At 72.0% G+C, this 15,804-nt stretch carries 14 protein-coding genes and 2 pseudogenes; 8 read left to right on the top strand and 8 right to left on the bottom strand.

Annotated features, from left to right (window positions below; translation table 11 throughout):
• Nucleotides 1–39 precede the first annotated feature (39 nt).
• Both NEH16_RS11115 and NEH16_RS11120 read right to left on the bottom strand, forming a co-directional pair.
• Nucleotides 40–903 (bottom strand): ABC transporter ATP-binding protein, encoded by an 864-nt coding sequence (locus NEH16_RS11115; RefSeq protein WP_265541746.1) that lies wholly within the window; start codon nt 901–903, stop codon nt 40–42.
• A gap of 95 nt (nt 904–998) precedes the next feature.
• Nucleotides 999–1,886, bottom strand: coding sequence for a helix-turn-helix domain-containing protein (locus NEH16_RS11120; RefSeq protein WP_265541748.1), 888 nt, complete (start codon nt 1,884–1,886; stop codon nt 999–1,001).
• A gap of 241 nt (nt 1,887–2,127) precedes the next feature.
• Here NEH16_RS11120 and NEH16_RS11125 point away from each other — a divergent pair.
• Nucleotides 2,128–2,654 (top strand): annotated as a pseudogene (locus NEH16_RS11125) (DUF6542 domain-containing protein).
• Between the two features lie 4 nt (nt 2,655–2,658).
• Here the strand turns inward: NEH16_RS11125 and ppgK are convergent.
• Nucleotides 2,659–3,402, bottom strand: coding sequence for a polyphosphate--glucose phosphotransferase (gene ppgK / locus NEH16_RS11130; RefSeq protein ID WP_265541750.1), 744 nt, complete (start codon nt 3,400–3,402; stop codon nt 2,659–2,661).
• 61 nt (nt 3,403–3,463) lie between these two features.
• Nucleotides 3,464–4,371, bottom strand: a pseudogene (locus NEH16_RS11135) (4-hydroxy-3-methylbut-2-enyl diphosphate reductase).
• A gap of 154 nt (nt 4,372–4,525) precedes the next feature.
• Here NEH16_RS11135 and NEH16_RS11140 point away from each other — a divergent pair.
• The 4 genes from NEH16_RS11140 (at nt 4,526) to NEH16_RS11155 (ending at nt 8,193) form a co-directional block, all read left to right on the top strand.
• Nucleotides 4,526–5,899 (top strand): APC family permease, encoded by a 1,374-nt coding sequence (locus tag NEH16_RS11140; RefSeq protein ID WP_265541752.1) that lies wholly within the window; start codon nt 4,526–4,528, stop codon nt 5,897–5,899.
• Between the two features lie 47 nt (nt 5,900–5,946).
• Nucleotides 5,947–7,158 carry an exodeoxyribonuclease VII large subunit gene (gene xseA, locus NEH16_RS11145; RefSeq protein ID WP_265541754.1) on the top strand — a complete coding sequence of 404 codons (1,212 nt, stop codon included), beginning with the start codon at nt 5,947–5,949 and terminating at the stop codon, nt 7,156–7,158.
• A gap of 59 nt (nt 7,159–7,217) precedes the next feature.
• Nucleotides 7,218–7,454 (top strand): exodeoxyribonuclease VII small subunit, encoded by a 237-nt coding sequence (locus NEH16_RS11150; protein WP_018100910.1) that lies wholly within the window; start codon nt 7,218–7,220, stop codon nt 7,452–7,454.
• A gap of 148 nt (nt 7,455–7,602) precedes the next feature.
• Nucleotides 7,603–8,193 (top strand): malonic semialdehyde reductase, encoded by a 591-nt coding sequence (locus NEH16_RS11155; protein ID WP_073964189.1) that lies wholly within the window; start codon nt 7,603–7,605, stop codon nt 8,191–8,193.
• Nucleotides 8,194–8,299: 106 nt separating this feature from the next.
• Here the strand turns inward: NEH16_RS11155 and NEH16_RS11160 are convergent, their stop codons facing one another.
• Nucleotides 8,300–8,818, bottom strand: a complete 519-nt coding sequence (locus tag NEH16_RS11160) for a DUF4245 domain-containing protein (RefSeq protein ID WP_073964190.1) — start codon at nt 8,816–8,818, stop codon at nt 8,300–8,302.
• A gap of 143 nt (nt 8,819–8,961) precedes the next feature.
• On the opposite strand from NEH16_RS11160, the gene glpX reads away from it, so the two are divergent.
• The gene (gene glpX, locus NEH16_RS11165) at nt 8,962–9,993 is read left to right on the top strand and encodes a class II fructose-bisphosphatase (protein ID WP_073964191.1); all 1,032 of its coding nucleotides are present in this window, start codon (nt 8,962–8,964) and stop codon (nt 9,991–9,993) included.
• Between the two features lie 83 nt (nt 9,994–10,076).
• On the opposite strand, the gene NEH16_RS11170 is transcribed toward glpX, so the two are convergent.
• Complete coding sequence (locus NEH16_RS11170; RefSeq protein WP_018519019.1) at nt 10,077–10,421, bottom strand: WhiB family transcriptional regulator; 345 nt, start codon at nt 10,419–10,421, stop codon at nt 10,077–10,079.
• A 166-nt stretch (nt 10,422–10,587) separates the two neighbouring features.
• Nucleotides 10,588–11,253, bottom strand: a complete 666-nt coding sequence (locus NEH16_RS11175; protein ID WP_073964192.1) for a DUF1707 SHOCT-like domain-containing protein — start codon at nt 11,251–11,253, stop codon at nt 10,588–10,590.
• 156 nt (nt 11,254–11,409) lie between these two features.
• On the opposite strand from NEH16_RS11175, the gene NEH16_RS11180 reads away from it, so the two are divergent.
• Nucleotides 11,410–13,077 carry a fumarate hydratase gene (locus NEH16_RS11180; RefSeq protein ID WP_073964193.1) on the top strand — a complete coding sequence of 556 codons (1,668 nt, stop codon included), beginning with the start codon at nt 11,410–11,412 and terminating at the stop codon, nt 13,075–13,077.
• 41 nt (nt 13,078–13,118) lie between these two features.
• Here NEH16_RS11180 and NEH16_RS11185 read toward each other — a convergent pair whose 3' ends face one another.
• Nucleotides 13,119–14,135 carry a LuxR C-terminal-related transcriptional regulator gene (locus NEH16_RS11185; protein WP_265541763.1) on the bottom strand — a complete coding sequence of 339 codons (1,017 nt, stop codon included), beginning with the start codon at nt 14,133–14,135 and terminating at the stop codon, nt 13,119–13,121.
• Between the two features lie 122 nt (nt 14,136–14,257).
• Here NEH16_RS11185 and NEH16_RS11190 point away from each other — a divergent pair, with 122 nt between their 5' ends.
• Nucleotides 14,258–15,457 (top strand): MFS transporter, encoded by a 1,200-nt coding sequence (locus tag NEH16_RS11190; protein WP_374215701.1) that lies wholly within the window; start codon nt 14,258–14,260, stop codon nt 15,455–15,457.
• The last annotated feature ends 347 nt before the right edge of the window (nt 15,458–15,804 follow it).

Raw genomic sequence — 15,804 nt, forward strand, 5'->3', positions numbered from 1 at the left:
GAGCGCCGCACGGCTGCTCCGGAAGGGGTGGCGGCCTCGTCAGATGAGGTGGCGCCCGAGGGGGTCGATGCGCAGCCGGCCCGTACGCGGGTCGAGGGCGACGTCGACGCGGATGTCGTAGACCAGGCCGATGTTCTCGGCGGTGAGCACGTCGGCCGGGGCGCCCGCCGCGTGGATGCGGCCGGCGTGCATGAGGACCAGCGTGTCGGCGACCCGGGACGCCTGGTCGAGGTCGTGGAGCACGATGCCGACGGCGAGGCCGTGCCGCTCCACGAGGTCCCGCACCAGGTCGAGCGTTTCGAACTGGTACCGCAGGTCCAGGTGGTTGGTCGGTTCGTCCAGCAGCACGACGCCGGTGTCCTGGGCGAGGCAGGCTGCGAGCCAGACGCGCTGCATCTCCCCGCCGGACAGCTCCCCCACCTGCCGGTCCGCCATGTCCCGTACGCCGGTGACGCCCATGGCGCGGTCGACGGCGGCACCGTCCTCGGGGGTCGGTCCGGCGAAGCCGCGGCGGTAGGGGTGGCGCCCGAAGGCCACGACCTCGGCGACCGTCAGCCCCTGGGGCGCGGGCCGGGACTGCGAGAAGAGGGTGACCTCGCGGGCGAAGGCGCGGGGGCTGAGCAGGGCCGCGTCGCGCTCGGCCGCTCCGTCGGGGCCGCCGAGGGCGACCCGGCCGCCGTCCACCTGGTGCAGCCGGGACAGCGCGCGCAGCAGCGTGGACTTGCCGCTGCCGTTCGGCCCCACGAGGGCGGTCGCGCGGCCGGGCTCCAGGGTGACCGAGACGCCGTGGACGACCGGCTCGCCGCCGTAGCGCAGGACCAGGTCGCGCCCGTGGAGCGCGGCGGCCGGTGCGGCGGGGCCGTCCGGGAGTTTTCCGGCACGGCGGAAGGGGCTTGTGAACATGAGGGGTCCGGGTGATCGGAGGGGCGCGGGTGTGGGGCACCCCCCGTCGCGACAACTAAGGGTTACCTAACTCGAAGAAGACTATATTCCGCTTGTCAGGCAGACAATCCGGCGTTCTCGCCACCCGATACGGAATTCCGGACATCCCGGGAGGCGGATTCCGCCGACCCGGAGAACGCGCCGGGCGTGGTTCCCATGACGCGCCGGAAGGCCGCGATGAAGGAGCTGGGCTGCGCGTAGCCGAGCTGCTCGGAGACGGACATCACATCGAAGCCGTCGGACAGGAGCATCAGCGCCCGGTGCACCCGCAGCATCTGCCGCCACTGCGCGAAGGAGAGCCCGGTCGACTGCCGGAAGGCGCGGGTGATCGTGCGGTCGCTGGTCCCCAGCCACCGCGCCCACTCCTCCAGCGAGCGGCCGTCGGCGGGATCGTCCAGCAGGGCCTCGGCGATGGCGTCGATCCGGGGGTCGCCGGGCAGCCGCAGCGCCAGCTGGTGTTCCGAGGGTTCGATCACGTCGAAGACCACGGCCTCCGCCCGCAGCCGGGCCCCCTCGTCGAGGTCCGTGCGGGACAGGTGGGTCAGCAGCGATACGAGCAGCGGGGTCATCGCGATCGCCTTCGGCTCCCCGTACGCGAACGGCGTGCGGTCGGGCGCGAAGAAGGCGCTGTGGAAGCGGGCGCCCTCCGTCGCCCGGCCCGCGTGCACCACCCCGGCGGGCATCCAGAGCCCGTGCCCCTCGAAGACGGTGAAGACCCGGTCGCCCACCCGGGACGTCAGCGTCCCGCCGCGCACCCAGACCAGCTCGTGCAGCCGGTGCGCGTGCTGGGCCCACTCCGTGGGCGCGGGGACGATGCGGAACTCGGCGACGACGGCGCCGGAATCCGTCGCCCGCTCGGGAGGCGCCCCGGCCCGGCGCACGACCGTGCCCGCCTCGCGCCGCCACAGCCCCGGGCTCACCTCAGGGGACTGCGACCGGACCATACGGGCGAGTCTAAGCGGCCGCTCCGAACCGGTTCCCGTTGCGCCGTGTGGCATCGAACTCATCGCCAAGGTCGGCCAAAGCGCGTGTCCCGCACCTGATTCCGGCCTCCCGGCGACCTACGTTGTCCCGGTGGAGCAGCACAGGACACGTCCCCCGCAGCGCAGGCAGACCCGGCAGGCCCCGTTGTCCCCGTTGGGGGCGGCCAAGGCGGACCGCACGGGGGCCCTCGGTTACCGGGTGATGAGCGCGCCCGCCGGGCGGCCGGTCTCCCCCGCCGTGGGCGCCCTGCGCCGACTGCCCAATCCCCGGCTCACCGGAATCGGCGCGGGGCTCTTCGCGGCCGCCGCGATGTTCCTGATCGGGTGCCTGGACTGGCTGCTGTTCGACGAGTCGCCGGTCGTGTTCGGCGTGCTGTTCCTGCCGGTCAGCGCGCTCACCGCGCTCTGGGTGCGGCCGGCGGACCTGGTGACCGCGCCCATCAGCGTGCCCATCGCCTTCGCGCTCGGCATCGCCCCCATCGCGGGCGGCGGCGGAGGGCTCGGCGGCCGGACCATGGCCGTCGTCACCGCCCTCGCCGTGCACGCCGGGTGGCTGTACGGGGGCACCCTCGTCGCGGGCCTCATCGCCTCCGTACGCAAGGTGCGGCTGATGCGGGCCCGGCAGCGGCGGCTGATGCTGGCCGCGCACACCGCCCGGCCGGCCGCCGCCGCGCAGGCACCGGCGGGCCGCACGGCGGGACGGGCCCCCGTCGGCCCTCGCAGCGCTGAGCCGTCAGTCCGAGGCCGCCTTCGCGGCCATCGCCGCGCCCACGATCCCCGCGTTGTTCTGAAGCTCCGCCGGGACCATTTCCGCCCGTACGTGCTCGATCAGCGGCAGGAACTTCTCGGCTTTACGGCTGATTCCGCCGCCGATGATGAACAGTTCGGGCGAGAACAGCATCTCCACATGGGCCAGGTACTTCTGGACCCGGCGGGCCCAGTGGTGCCAGCCCAGGTCCTCGTCCTCCTTGGCCTTCGTGGAGGCGTGCTTCTCCGCGTCGTGGCCGTTGAGCTCCAGGTGGCCCAGCTCCGTGTTCGGGACGAGCTTGCCGTCGATGAAGAGCGCGCTGCCGATCCCCGTACCGAAGGTCAGCATGATCACCGTGCCCTTGCGGCCCCGGCCCGCGCCGAACGTCATCTCGGCGATGCCCGCCGCGTCCGCGTCGTTGAGCACGGTGACCGGGAGGCCCAGCTTGCCGCCGAGCAGCGAGCGGGCGTCCTGGTTGATCCAGCCCTTGTCGACGTTGGCCGCGGTGCGGGTGACGCCGTCCGTGACGACACCCGGGAAGGTGATCCCCACCGGGCCCTTCCAGTCGAAGTGGCCGACGACCTCGGCCACGCACCCGGCCACGTCCTCGGGCGTCGCCGGGTGCGGTGTCAGTACTTTGTGGCGCTCCCGCGCCAGGTCCCCGCGGTCCAGGTCCACGGGAGCGCCCTTGATCCCGGATCCGCCGATGTCCACGCCGAAGATCTCCATGTGATCCACGGTACGGGCACCCGGGCGCGATCACTCACGGAACGGCGCCCAAAGGGCCCGGCTACTCGCCCTTCAGGGCCGCCGCCTCCGCGCGCAGGTCGCGGCGCAGCTCCTTCGGCAGCGAGAAGACGATCGACTCCTCGGCTGCCTTCACGATCTCGACGTCCTCGAAACCCCGCTCGGCCAGCCAGGCCAGCACGCCGTCGACCAGCACCTCGGGCACGGACGCGCCGGAGGTGACGCCGACCGTGGAGACACCGTCGAGCCACGCCTCGTCGATCTCGTCGGCGCCGTCGACCAGGTGGGAGGCGCCCGCACCGGCGCCGAGGGCGACCTCGACCAGGCGGACCGAGTTGGAGGAGTTCTTCGAGCCGACGACGATGACCAGGTCCGCGTCGGCGCCCATCTGCTTCACCGCGGTCTGGCGGTTCTGCGTGGCGTAGCAGATGTCGTCGCTGGGCGGCGAGATCAGCAGCGGGAACTTCTCCTTGAGCGCGCCGACCGTCTCCATCGTCTCGTCCACGGAGAGGGTGGTCTGCGAGAGCCAGACGACCTTCGAGGGGTCGCGCACCTCGACGTTCTCGACGTCCTCGGGGCCGTCGACCAGGGTGATGTGCTCGGGGCCTCGCCGGAGGTGCCGATGACCTCCTCGTGGCCCTCGTGGCCGATGAGGAGGATGTCGAAGTCCTCCTGCGCGAAGCGCACGGCCTCCTTGTGGACCTTGGTGACCAGGGGGCAGGTCGCGTCGATGGTGGCGAGCTTCCGCTCGGCCGCCTCCTGGTGCACGGTCGGGGCGACGCCGTGCGCGGAGAACATCACGATCGAGCCCTCGGGGACCTCCGCCGTCTCCTCGACGAAGATCGCGCCCTTCTTCTCCAGGGTCTGTACGACGTACTTGTTGTGGACGATCTCGTGGCGCACGTAGACCGGGGAGCCGTACTGCTCCAGGGCCTTCTCCACGGCGATCACGGCACGGTCCACGCCCGCGCAGTAGCCACGGGGAGCGGCGAGGAGGACGCGTCGGGGGTCGTAGCAGTCATGCGTCCCATCGTAAGGCCGTATCGGACGGGCGCGGGGGGCAGCAGGTCGGGAGACTGATCTTGACGCGACCATTGGAGGGCTCATGGCCGACAGCGGTACGGAATCCGGCAGCGGGGGCTCCACGGAGCGGGCCCGGCTGCGGCGGACCCTCGGCTTCCGGGACCTGGTGGTCTACGGGCTGCTCTTCATCGCCCCGATGGCCCCCGTCGGCGTGTTCGGGACGCTGGACGCGAAGTCGGACGGGGCGGTCGCGCTGGTGTACGTCGCCGCGACCGTCGTGATGGCGTTCACGGCGTTCAGTTACGCGCAGATGGTGCGGGTCGCCCCGATGGCCGGTTCGGTGTTCGCGTACGCCCGCAAGGGGCTCGGCGAGGCGCCCGGGTTCATCGCCGGGTGGATGGCGATGCTGGACTACCTGCTGATCCCGGCCGTGGCGTACCTCTTCTCGGGGATCGCGATGAACTCGCTGGTTCCCGGCGTCTCGCGGTGGGTATGGACGGCGCTCGCGGTGGTGCTGACGACGCTGCTCAACCTGTGGGGCGTGCGGGCCGCCGCCCGGGTCGGTTTCGCGGTGCTGGCGATGGAGATCGTGGTGCTGCTGGTGTTCGTGGTGTCCGCCGTGGTGGTGCTCGTACGGGACGGGGCGCAGCGCGGCTGGCTGACGCCGCTCACCGGGGATTCCGGCTTCTCCATGACGGCGGTGCTGGGCGCGGTGTCCGTGGCGGTCCTCTCGTATCTCGGGTTCGACGCCATCGCCTCGTTCGCGGAGGAGGTGACGGGCGGCTCGGCGCAGGTGGCGCGGGCGCTGCTGTTCTGCCTGGTGCTCGCGGGGGCGCTGTTCGTGGCGCAGGCGTATCTGGCGGCGCTCCTCGAACCGATGACCTCGGCGGAGCTGACCGCCGATCCGGGGGCGCAGGGTTCGGCGTTCTACGACACGGTGGACGCCGCGGTGGGGACCTGGCTGCACGATCTGGTGGCCGTCAGCAAGGCGATCGGGGCGGCGTTCGCGGCGCTGGCGGGGCAGGCGGCGGCCGGGCGGCTGCTGTTCGCGATGGCCCGGGAGCGGCGGCTGCCGGGGCTGCTGTCGAAGGTCGATCCGCGCTCGGGGGTGCCCCGGGTGGCGATCCTGATCGCGGCCGTCGTGACGCTGGTGGCGGCGGTGTGGGCGGCGCGGCGCGACGACGGGCTCGACCATCTGGTCTCGGTGGTGGACATCGGCGCGCTGACGGCGTTCGTGCTGCTGCACGCGTCGGTGGTCGGCTGGTTCGTGGTGCGGCGTAGGGAGGGCGAGCCGAGCTGGTGGCGCCATCTGGTGGTGCCGGTGGTCGGTGCGGGGGTGCTGATCGCGGTGATCGTGGAGGCGACGGGGAGTGCGCAGGTGGTGGGTGCCTGCTGGCTGGTCGTGGGCCTCGTGGTGGTGCTGGTGCAGCGGGGGCGGCGGGGCGTGGCCCCGTGAGGCCGTGACAGGACCCGTTGTCGGTCCCGGCCGTTACGCTCGCTCGCATGGCTCTGAACACTTCCCCGGAAGCCCCGCTGCCCGTCGGTGATGTGTCGCGGCTCATCGGCGGCTGGATCGACCGCCTCGGTCAGGTCTGGGTCGAGGGCCAGATCACTCAGCTGTCGCGGCGGCCCGGTGCCGGGGTGGTGTTCCTGACGCTGCGCGATCCGTCGCACGACATCTCGGTGAGCGTGACGTGCTTCCGGCAGGTCTTCGACCGGATCGCGGATGTCGTCTCGGAGGGCGCGCGGGTCGTCGTGCTGGCCAAGCCGGAGTGGTACGCGCCCCGGGGGCAGCTGTCGCTGCGGGCGACCGAGATACGGCCGGTCGGCATCGGCGAGCTGCTGGTACGCCTGGAGCAGCTGAAGAAGTCCCTGGCCTCCGAGGGGGTTTTCGCCCTGGACCGGAAGAAGCCGCTGCCCTTCCTGCCGCAGCTGATCGGCCTGGTCTGCGGCCGGGCCTCGGCGGCCGAGCGCGATGTCCTGGAGAACGCCCGCCGCCGCTGGCCCGCCGTCCGCTTCGAGGTCCGCAACACCGCCGTGCAGGGGGTGCACGCGGTCAGCCAGGTGGTGCGGGCGGTCAAGGAGCTGGACGGCATCCCGGACGTGGACGTGATCGTGGTGGCGCGCGGCGGCGGCAGCGTCGAGGACCTGCTGCCGTTCTCGGACGAGGAGCTGATCCGTACGGTCGCGGCCTGCCGTACGCCGGTGGTCTCGGCGATCGGGCACGAGCCGGACTCCCCGCTGCTCGACCTCGTCGCCGACGTACGGGCGTCCACGCCGACGGACGCGGCGAAGAAGGTCGTCCCCGACGTCGGCGAGGAGCTGGACCGGGTGCGGCAGCTGCGGGACCGGGCCCTGCGCACGGTCCAGGGGCTGCTCGACCGGGAGGAGCGGGGCCTCGCCCACGCGCTGGGGCGGCCCTGCATGGAGCACCCGCAGCGGATGGTGGACGAGCGCGAGGCGGACGTCGACGCGCTGGCCGGGCGTGCCCGCCGGGTGCTGGGCCATCTGCTGGACCGGGCCGATTCGGAGCTGGCCCACACCAGGGCCCGGGTGCTCGCGCTGTCGCCCGCGGCGACCCTGGAGCGCGGTTACGCGGTGCTCCAGCGCGCCGACGGGCACGTGGTGCGGGAGCCCGCGGACGCGGGCGGGGCCGGGGAGCCGCTGCGGGCCCGGGTGTCGGGGGGCGAGTTCACGGTGCGGGTCGCGGAGTAGCGGCAGCCCCCGGGACCGACGTGGAGGCCGGACACATGACGACGCATAGGGTGGAAGACATGACGGACGACGGGACGGCGGCCGCCGCCGCGACGAGCCCGCTGGGCTATGAGCAGGCGCGCGACGAGCTGATCGAGGTGGTGCGCCGCCTGGAGGCGGGCGGGACCTCGCTGGAGGACTCGCTCGCGCTCTGGGAGCGGGGCGAGGAGCTGGCGAAGGTGTGCCGGCACTGGCTGGAGGGCGCCCGCGCCCGGCTGGACGCCGCGCTCGCGGGCCCGGCGGAGGACGAGGCGTAGCCGTTTATTCCGGTTCTGTGGCGTGAGTCTCCCCACTCCGCATTTAGTTGAACGTTAACGCACTTTCGCCGTACGGTGATCGTCGTGGCCGGATCCTTCGTGTCCGTGACCCGATCCCCCCGTGTACGTCCGGAAGGTAATACGCACGATGTCCCTCGTTCTTGACCCCGCCGCCCAGGACCTCCTCTTCCGCGAGGCCCGCACCGCCAACACGTTCACCGACGAGCCGGTGACGGACGAGCAGGTCCAGGCCATCTACGACCTGGTCAAGTACGGCCCGACCGCCTTCAACCAGTCGCCGCTGCGCGTCGTGCTCGTGCGCTCCGACGAGGCCCGCGCGCGCCTGGTGAAGCACATGGCCGAGGGCAACCAGCCCAAGACCTCGACCGCCCCGCTGGTCGCGATCCTGGCCGCCGACAACGAGTTCCACGAGGAGCTGCCGGCCCTGCTGCCGCACTTCCCGCAGGCCAAGGACATGTTCTTCTCGGAGCGCCCGGTCCGCGAGTCCGCCGCCTCGCTGAACGCCGCCCTCCAGGCCGCGTACTTCATCATCGGCGTCCGCGCCGCCGGCCTGGCCGCCGGCCCGATGACCGGCTACGACGCCGCGGGCATCGAGAAGGAGTTCCTGGACGGCGACCACAACGTCCTGATGGTCGTCAACATCGGCAAGCCGGGCGAGGACGCCTGGTTCCCGCGCCTGCCGCGCCTGGCGTTCGACGAGGTCGTCAAGACCGTCTGAGCCACGTCCGTCTCCCGACGGTCGTACACGGGGAAGGCCCCGGAGCACTCGCTCCGGGGCCTTCCCCGTATCCACAACACCGTTCATCCGTACGCCGTGCGGGCGGTCAGGACGTCTTCAGCGCCGCGGCCATCTCCGCCAGCCGCTCCGCCCCGGCCGAGCCGGTCACCACCGTCGTGGCGCCCTTCTCCTCGCGCACCAGCGCGTCGTACTTCGGGCCCTCCCAGCGCTGCCAGGTCTGCCCGGCGACCTCCTGGGTGCGCCCGGTGTCCTTGGCCTCCTGGCTCACCTGGGTGATGTAGGACTTGGCCGGGGCCGTGGACTGCTCGATCGCGACGTACTTGCCGTCCGGGTCGAGGAAGCCCAGGTGCCAGCTGTTGCCCTTGTCCCGTTCGTACGTGACCGAGGTGGGCTTCCAGCCCGCGGGCAGGCCGTCGGGGGCCGCCACCGGGTACGGGGCGGCGCGCCGCGCGGTCAGGAGCTCGACGCGGTAGTCGACCGCCTTGATCGGATCGGCCTTGTCGTCGTGCGGGATGAAGATGTAGACGACACCCGCCACGGCGGCGATCGCCAACAACGACAGGATCATGTCCCGGACGGTCTGCTTGCCTTGCTTGCTTGCCACGCCCCCATCGTCGCATCAGCCCCCGTGCGTCCGAATCGGGGGCCACCCCGCTCAAACGTGACCCGGTCTGCTCATTTTATCGGCCTGGCGATAGAGTCAGATCACCCTCATCCGGTCGTCGCCGTACAGAAAGGTGCGCTCCGATGTCCGAGCATCATCTGCCGTCCCAGCTGGAGGTCTCCCCGGAGGCCCCCGACCGCAACCTCGCCCTGGAGCTGGTCCGGGTCACCGAGGCCGCCGCCATGGCCGCCGGGCGCTGGGTCGGCCGCGGGGACAAGATCGGGGCCGACGGCGCCGCCGTGAACGCCATGCGGACCCTGGTCTCCACCGTCTCCATGAACGGCGTCGTCGTCATCGGTGAGGGCGAGAAGGACGAGGCGCCCATGCTGTTCAACGGTGAGCACATCGGGGACGGCACCGGGCCCGAGGTGGACATCGCCGTCGACCCGATCGACGGCACCACCCTCAACGCCAAGGGCATGCCGAACGCGATCGCCGTCCTGGCCGCCGCGGACCGGGGCGCGATGTTCGACCCGTCCGCCGTCTTCTACATGGACAAGCTGGTCACCGGCCCGGAGGCGGCCGACTTCGTGGACATCAACGCCCCGGTCTCGGCGAACATCCGCCGCGTCGCCCGGGCGAAGAACTCCACGCCCGAGGACGTCACCGTCGTCGTGCTGGACCGCCCGCGCCACGAGGGCATCGTCAAGGAGATCCGGGAGACCGGCGCCCGCATCAAGTTCATCTCCGACGGCGACGTGGCCGGCTCGATCATGGCCGCCCGCGAGGGCACCGGCGTGGACCTGCTCATGGGCATCGGCGGCACGCCCGAGGGCATCATCTCGGCCTGCGCCATAAAGTGCCTCGGCGGTGTCATCCAGGGGAAGCTCTGGCCCAAGGACGAGGCCGAACGGCAGCGCGCCCTGGACGCCGGGCACGACCTGGACCGCGTGCTGTCCACGGACGACCTGGTCAGCGGGGACAACGTGTTCTTCGTGGCCACCGGGATCACCGACGGCGAGCTGATGCGCGGGGTGCGCTACCGCTCGGAGACGGCGACCACGGAGTCCATCGTCATGCGGTCCAAGTCCGGCACCATCCGGACGATCAACTCCACCCACCGCCTGTCGAAGCTGCGGGCGTACAGCGCCATCGACTTCGACCGCGCGAAGTAGCACCGCGCACCCGGCGGAAGAGGCGCCCCCCATGTGCGGTGGGGGCGCCTCTTCGTACGTACGGATACGGGACCGGCGCCGGCTCAGCCCGCGGCCTTCAGCTCCACATCACGCCGCCGGCGCCGGGCCAGCGCCACGCGGCGCTCGGCGGCCGTGAGGCCGCCCCACACCCCGTAGGGCTCGGGCTGCATCAGGGCGTGCTCGCGGCACTCCACCATCACGGGGCAGCGCGCGCAGACCCGCTTCGCGGACTCCTCGCGCGAGAGGCGGGCGGCGGTCGGCTCCTTCGACGGGGCGAAGAACAGCCCGGCCTCGTCCCGGCGGCACACCGCCTCCGAGTGCCAGGGGCCTGCCTGGTCCTCCCGAGCGGGGACCCGCTGCGGGGGAACGGCGGCGACCTGCAGGGGCTGATGCGGCAGTTGCAGCACGGTCCACTCCTGACGACGGCTTCGCGAGCGAGAGACGATGCAGCAGTCCCTACCCGCTGTGCGTGCGCCTATGCACTGAGTGGCACTCAGGTCCGCCCCGCGCAATTGCGGTCGAGTCCCTTTTCGGCCCGGGTGAATATGCCTCCGTACACCCACCGGAAGAGCGTCAGTGGCCGAGGTGTTTGCGCAGCCGGTCCTGGAGATCCGCGATGAACTTGCCGCGTTTCGGCTTCGCCTCGACGCTGCCGAACACCGAATATCCGTTGACGACGACCACCGGCGCCTCGGGGTCGGCGGATTCCAGGGTGCGGACTTCGAAACTGCCGAAAATGCCCGTTCCGCTGCCGCGCAGCGAGATGTTCTCGGGGACCCGGATCTCCACGCTGCCGAAGACGGATGTCGCATTGATGACGGTGAGACGCTGTCCGAAAAGCGCCTCCGTCAGGTCGATTTCCACACTGCCGAACAGCGAGAACGCGTTCGTACGGGGACCCACCCGCCAGCGGCCCCTGCGGGTGGAGCTGCTGAAGATCGCCACCAGGTTGTCCGCGGGCCCGGCCGCCGCCTCGGGGCCGTAGGCGTAGGGCGTACCGGCGGTCCGGGGCGCACCGCCCGGCGCCGGCAGGTCCCGTACGAGCGGTTCGAGCTCGCCGACGGTCTTGGCGCGGTAGACGGAGTCGACCCGCTCCGCGTGCTCCTCGGCGGTCAGCCGGCCCTCGGCCAGCGCCTCGCGCAGGATGTCCGCGATCCGGTCGCGGTCCGCGTCGGAGGCACGGATGGTGTCGGTGTCCGCCGGTGCGGTGGGCTGCTGGGGCTGCTTCTCGAGGTCCACCGCCCCAGCGTACCGAAACGCGATAGATCGCGACAGGGGTGGTGGGCGGGTGGTGAGCCCTACCTCACAAGCCCGCCGCTCCCGGTGCGTCCTACCCTGGTGGGTGCGCTGTCCAAGGGTGGCCAGCCGCTGTCTGCCGAGTGAGGAATGGCCGTAATGCCAGAGTTTGCGTACTCCGATCTGCTCCCCCTGGGAGAGGACACCACGCCGTACCGTCTGGTCACCGCCGAGGGTGTGTCCACCTTCGAGGCCGACGGGCGTACGTTCCTCAAGGTCGAGCCGGAGGCGCTGCGCACCCTGGCCGCCGAGGCCATGCACGACATCTCGCACTACCTGCGGCCCGCGCACCTGGCGCAGCTGCGGCGGATCGTGGACGACCCGGAAGCCTCGTCCAACGACAAGTTCGTCGCGCTCGACCTGCTGAAGAACGCGAACATCGCCGCCGCGGGCGTCCTGCCGATGTGCCAGGACACCGGCACCGCGATCGTGATGGGCAAGCGCGGGCAGAACGTGCTGACCGAGGGCGGTGACGAGGAGGCCCTGTCGCGCGGCATCTTCGACGCGTACACCAAGCTCAACCTGCGCTACTCGCAGATGGCCCCGCTGAACATGTGGGAGGAGAAGAACACCGGCTCCAACCTTCCCGCGCAGATCGAGCTGTACGCCACCGACGGCGGCGCGTACAAGTTCCTCTTCATGGCCAAGGGCGGCGGCTCGGCCAACAAGTCGTTCCTCTTCCAGGAGACCAAGGCCGTCCTCAACGAGGCGTCCATGATGAAGTTCCTGGAGCAGAAGATCCGTTCGCTGGGCACCGCGGCCTGCCCGCCGTACCACCTGGCGATCGTCGTCGGCGGCACGTCCGCCGAGTTCGCGCTGAAGACCGCGAAGTACGCCTCCGCGCACTACCTGGACGAGCTGCCCGCCGAGGGCTCCCCCACCGGGCACGGCTTCCGCGACAAGGAGCTGGAGGAGAAGGTCTTCGAGCTGACGCAGAAGATCGGCATCGGGGCGCAGTTCGGCGGCAAGTACTTCTGCCACGACGTCCGCGTGGTGCGCCTCCCCCGGCACGGCGCCTCGCTGCCCGTCGCCATCGCCGTCTCCTGCTCGGCCGACCGCCAGGCCACCGCGAAGATCACCGCCGAGGGCGTCTTCCTGGAGCAGCTGGAGAAGGACCCGGCCCGCTTCCTGCCGGACACCACCGACGAGCACCTCGACAGCGAGGGCGACGTCGTCCGGATCGACCTGAACCGGCCGATGGACGAGATCCTCGCGGAGCTGACCAAGTACCCGGTCAAGACCCGGCTCTCGCTGACCGGTCCGCTGGTCGTGGCGCGCGACATCGCGCACGCCAAGATCAAGGAGCGGCTGGACGCGGGCGAGGAGATGCCGCAGTACCTGAAGGACCACCCGGTGTACTACGCGGGTCCGGCGAAGACCCCCGAGGGGTACGCCTCCGGCTCCTTCGGCCCGACGACGGCCGGCCGCATGGACAGCTACGTCGCGCAGTTCCAGGCGGCGGGCGGCTCCAAGGTGATGCTGGCGAAGGGCAACCGCTCCCAGCAGGTCACCGACGCGTGCGGCGAGCACGGCGGCTTCTACCTCGGCTCGATCGGCGGCCCGGCGGCCCGGCTCGCGCAGGACTGCATCAAGAAGGTCGAGGTCGTCGAGTACGAGGAGCTGGGCATGGAGGCGGTCTGGCGGATCGAGGTGGAGGACTTCCCCGCGTTCGTCGTCGTGGACGACAAGGGCAACGACTTCTTCACCGAGCCCGCCCCGGCGCCTACCTTCACCAGCATCCCGGTGCGCGGCCCGGGCCTGGGCTGAGCCCCGCGCCGCCGGAGGGGCCCACCCCCTTCCGGCGGCGGTCAGCCGTCGAGCAGCCCCGAGGTGGCGACGAGATAGCCGAGCTGGGCGCGGCTGGTGCTGCCCAGCTGCTCGGAGACCTTGCGCATGTGCTCGGCGACGCTGCGCCTGCTCATCCCGATCCGGCGGGCTATCGCGGCGTCCGTCTCGCCGTTCACCACGGCCTGGAGGATGGCCCGTTGCAGGTCGGAGGTGACGACCGGGGTGCGCAGCGGAGCCCGTTCCTGCCGTACGGGGACGGCCCGCGCCCACGCCTCGTCGAAGTCGCGGGCGAGGAAGCGCACCAGCGCCGGATGGCGTACGCACAGCGCCTCGTGCGGTTCGTCGGAGAACGGTACGAAGGCGAGGTCGAGGTCCACGACGATCACCCGGTCCACCACCTCGGCGAGCGTCCTGATCTCGGCCCCGGCCGCGCTCACCTGCTCGATGTAGGCGAGGGTGGCCCGGTCCGAGCGGACGGTGTGCTGGTAGACGGTCCGCTGGCGGATGCCGCGCCGCAGGTTCCCCAGGTCGCGGACGAGTGCCTCCCGGAGCGCCTGCTCGGGGCGGCCGCCGCCGGGCTGCGCGGTGCGGATCTCCTCGCGGCAGCCGGCCACCCCGGCCGCCAGGGCCCTGCTGATGACGGCTTCCCCGGACAGCCGGGTGAGCGCGGGCTGTTCGAGCCGGTGCACATCGGCGTACAGGGTCTCGAAGGCGGCGAGGGTGGCGCGGGTGGCCCGCAGCGCGCGGCGCCGTTCGAGCACGGCCTCCTCCAGCGGCGCGAGCGCGGCGTGGGAGGCGGTCTCCGGCGGTACGGGGACCATCGAGCCGGGTGACGCGCGGTCCGGGACCATCAGGTGAAGGGCGGTCAGGCAGCCGGACACCTCCTCGCGCGGCAGGCTGCCCGCCGCGAGCGCGCGCCGGTAGGCGGCGAGTGCCCGTTCGCACGGCTGCTGCGGCGGGTCGCCCGGACGAGCGGTGCCGTCCGGCGCCGATTCGCGGCAATCACATACCGCTGGGCGGGATTGATCGTCCTTCACAAGGGTGCAGATTACCTTTGTGCATACGGGGGAACGGGCCCCGGTTCCGGGCTCTGGACCACCATGTGCGGGTGTCCTCCAGTAACTCTCGCCCCGTCGGGGAGCGCATGTTCCGCTATCTGGTGGCGGGGTATGCGGTCTCTTCGTACGGCACCTTCCTCAATATGGTGGCGCTCAATCTCTTCGTCTACGAGACGACGGGGCGGGCGCTCGCCATGGGGCTGTTCATGGCCCTGCGGCTGGGCGCCGGATTTCTCGCCGGGCTGATCGCGGGCGGGCTGCTCGCGCGGTGCACGGCGAAGAGCGTGATGCTCTGGACGAATATCGCGCAGGGCGCCGTGATGGTCCCGCTGATTCTCGCGCCGGACGACTGGCGCACGCCCGCGCTTTTCGCCGTCTCGGTGGTGGTCGGGGCTTGCGGAACGCTGTTCATGGTGGCCCTGCGCAGTTCGGTGCCGGAGATGGTGGGCGAGGAGCGGCGGTCCTGGGCGAACTCCTTGTCGGTGACCGGGCGTTCGCTGGCGATGGTGGCGGGCTTCGCCTCGGCGGGTGTGGTCGTGTCGCTGGTGGGGTACACCGCCGCGTTCATCGTGGACCTGTGCACCTTCGCCGTCTGCGCGCTGACGGTGGCACTGCTGCCGGTGGCGGGCGGCGGCCGGGGCAGGGCGGTTGCGGAGGAGCCGGAGGGGGAACGGCCCCGGCGCCGGAAGCCCGTCGCGTTCGCCGCTCTGGCCGCGGTCCCCGGCCTCGGGCTGATGGTCGGCCTGCGCGGGGTGGACGCGCTCGGCTCCTCGTCGCACAACGCCGCGCTGCCCGTGCACTCCGCCGCGCTGGACGACGCGCACCCCGCGCTGTTCGTCAGCGCGTTCTGGTGCCTGTGGGCGGTCGGCAACATCGTGGCGCAGCAGGTGATCCAGCGCTACGGGCGCCGCACCGGCCGGTCCGTGGGCGCGGCGGGCTTCGGCTACGGCACCTGCGTGATGTCGGCGGCGTTCATCCTGGCGTTCGCCGGGTTCCCGGCGGCGGCCACGGCCGTGATCGCGCTGGTGGCGGGCGCGGCGGACGGCCTGACCGAGGTCTCGTACACCTCGCACCTCCAGACCCTGCCGGCCGGGCCCCGGGCGCACGCCTTCGGGCTGTCCGCGACGGTGGAGAACCTGGGCTTCGGGGCCGGGATGATCGCCGTGGCGGCGGCCCTGGAGCACTTCAGTCCGCTCGCGGTCGTCGGCTGGTCGCACGGCGCGGCGCTCGCCATGGCGGTGGTGTTCCTGGTGCGCACGGCGGGAACGCGTCGGGCGCGGACGGCCGCGCCGGCCCCGTGACGGGTGTGACGGGCGTGACGGGCGGCGGCGCCCGGCGTGACGCGGGGCCCCTACACGTACATCGGAAATCAGCCAATCTCGCGCGCCTGCCGCGAACCCCGCGCGACGGCGTCGGCCGGGCCCGCGGGAAGCCGGCACGGACCGCAGCGGGGCCCGGGGCGCCCGTCCGGCCTCCACGGCGCCCCGCAGCGCACCGCACCTTTCGCGCACCGGGCCGCCCGCCGGACTTGCGGGGCACCGCGCGCATGCGGTGGGTTGTCCGGCGTTGCCGGAGAACTCCGCACCGCCGGGCGGCCGGCCCGGTGCCACCGCCGGACGCGGGCCCGCCCCACGAGCCCGCCGCCGTC

It is taken from the genome of Streptomyces drozdowiczii, from assembly GCF_026167665.1.
GTDB lineage: Bacteria > Actinomycetota > Actinomycetes > Streptomycetales > Streptomycetaceae > Streptomyces > Streptomyces drozdowiczii_A.

What these genes read in the sequence shown, in the direction of transcription:
- NEH16_RS11155 (WP_073964189.1), top strand. Translation starts at nt 7,603, where the DNA reads ATGTCCCTCGTTCTTGACCCCGCCGCCCAGGACCTCCTCTTCCGCGAG.
- NEH16_RS11120 (WP_265541748.1), bottom strand. Translation starts at nt 1,886, where the DNA reads ATGGTCCGGTCGCAGTCCCCTGAGGTGAGCCCGGGGCTGTGGCGGCGC.
- NEH16_RS11115 (WP_265541746.1), bottom strand. Translation starts at nt 903, where the DNA reads ATGTTCACAAGCCCCTTCCGCCGTGCCGGAAAACTCCCGGACGGCCCC.
- NEH16_RS11180 (WP_073964193.1), top strand. Translation starts at nt 11,410, where the DNA reads ATGCCAGAGTTTGCGTACTCCGATCTGCTCCCCCTGGGAGAGGACACC.
- NEH16_RS11140 (WP_265541752.1), top strand. Translation starts at nt 4,526, where the DNA reads ATGGCCGACAGCGGTACGGAATCCGGCAGCGGGGGCTCCACGGAGCGG.
- ppgK (WP_265541750.1), bottom strand. Translation starts at nt 3,402, where the DNA reads ATGGAGATCTTCGGCGTGGACATCGGCGGATCCGGGATCAAGGGCGCT.
- glpX (WP_073964191.1), top strand. Translation starts at nt 8,962, where the DNA reads ATGTCCGAGCATCATCTGCCGTCCCAGCTGGAGGTCTCCCCGGAGGCC.
- NEH16_RS11150 (WP_018100910.1), top strand. Translation starts at nt 7,218, where the DNA reads ATGACGGACGACGGGACGGCGGCCGCCGCCGCGACGAGCCCGCTGGGC.
- xseA (WP_265541754.1), top strand. Translation starts at nt 5,947, where the DNA reads ATGGCTCTGAACACTTCCCCGGAAGCCCCGCTGCCCGTCGGTGATGTG.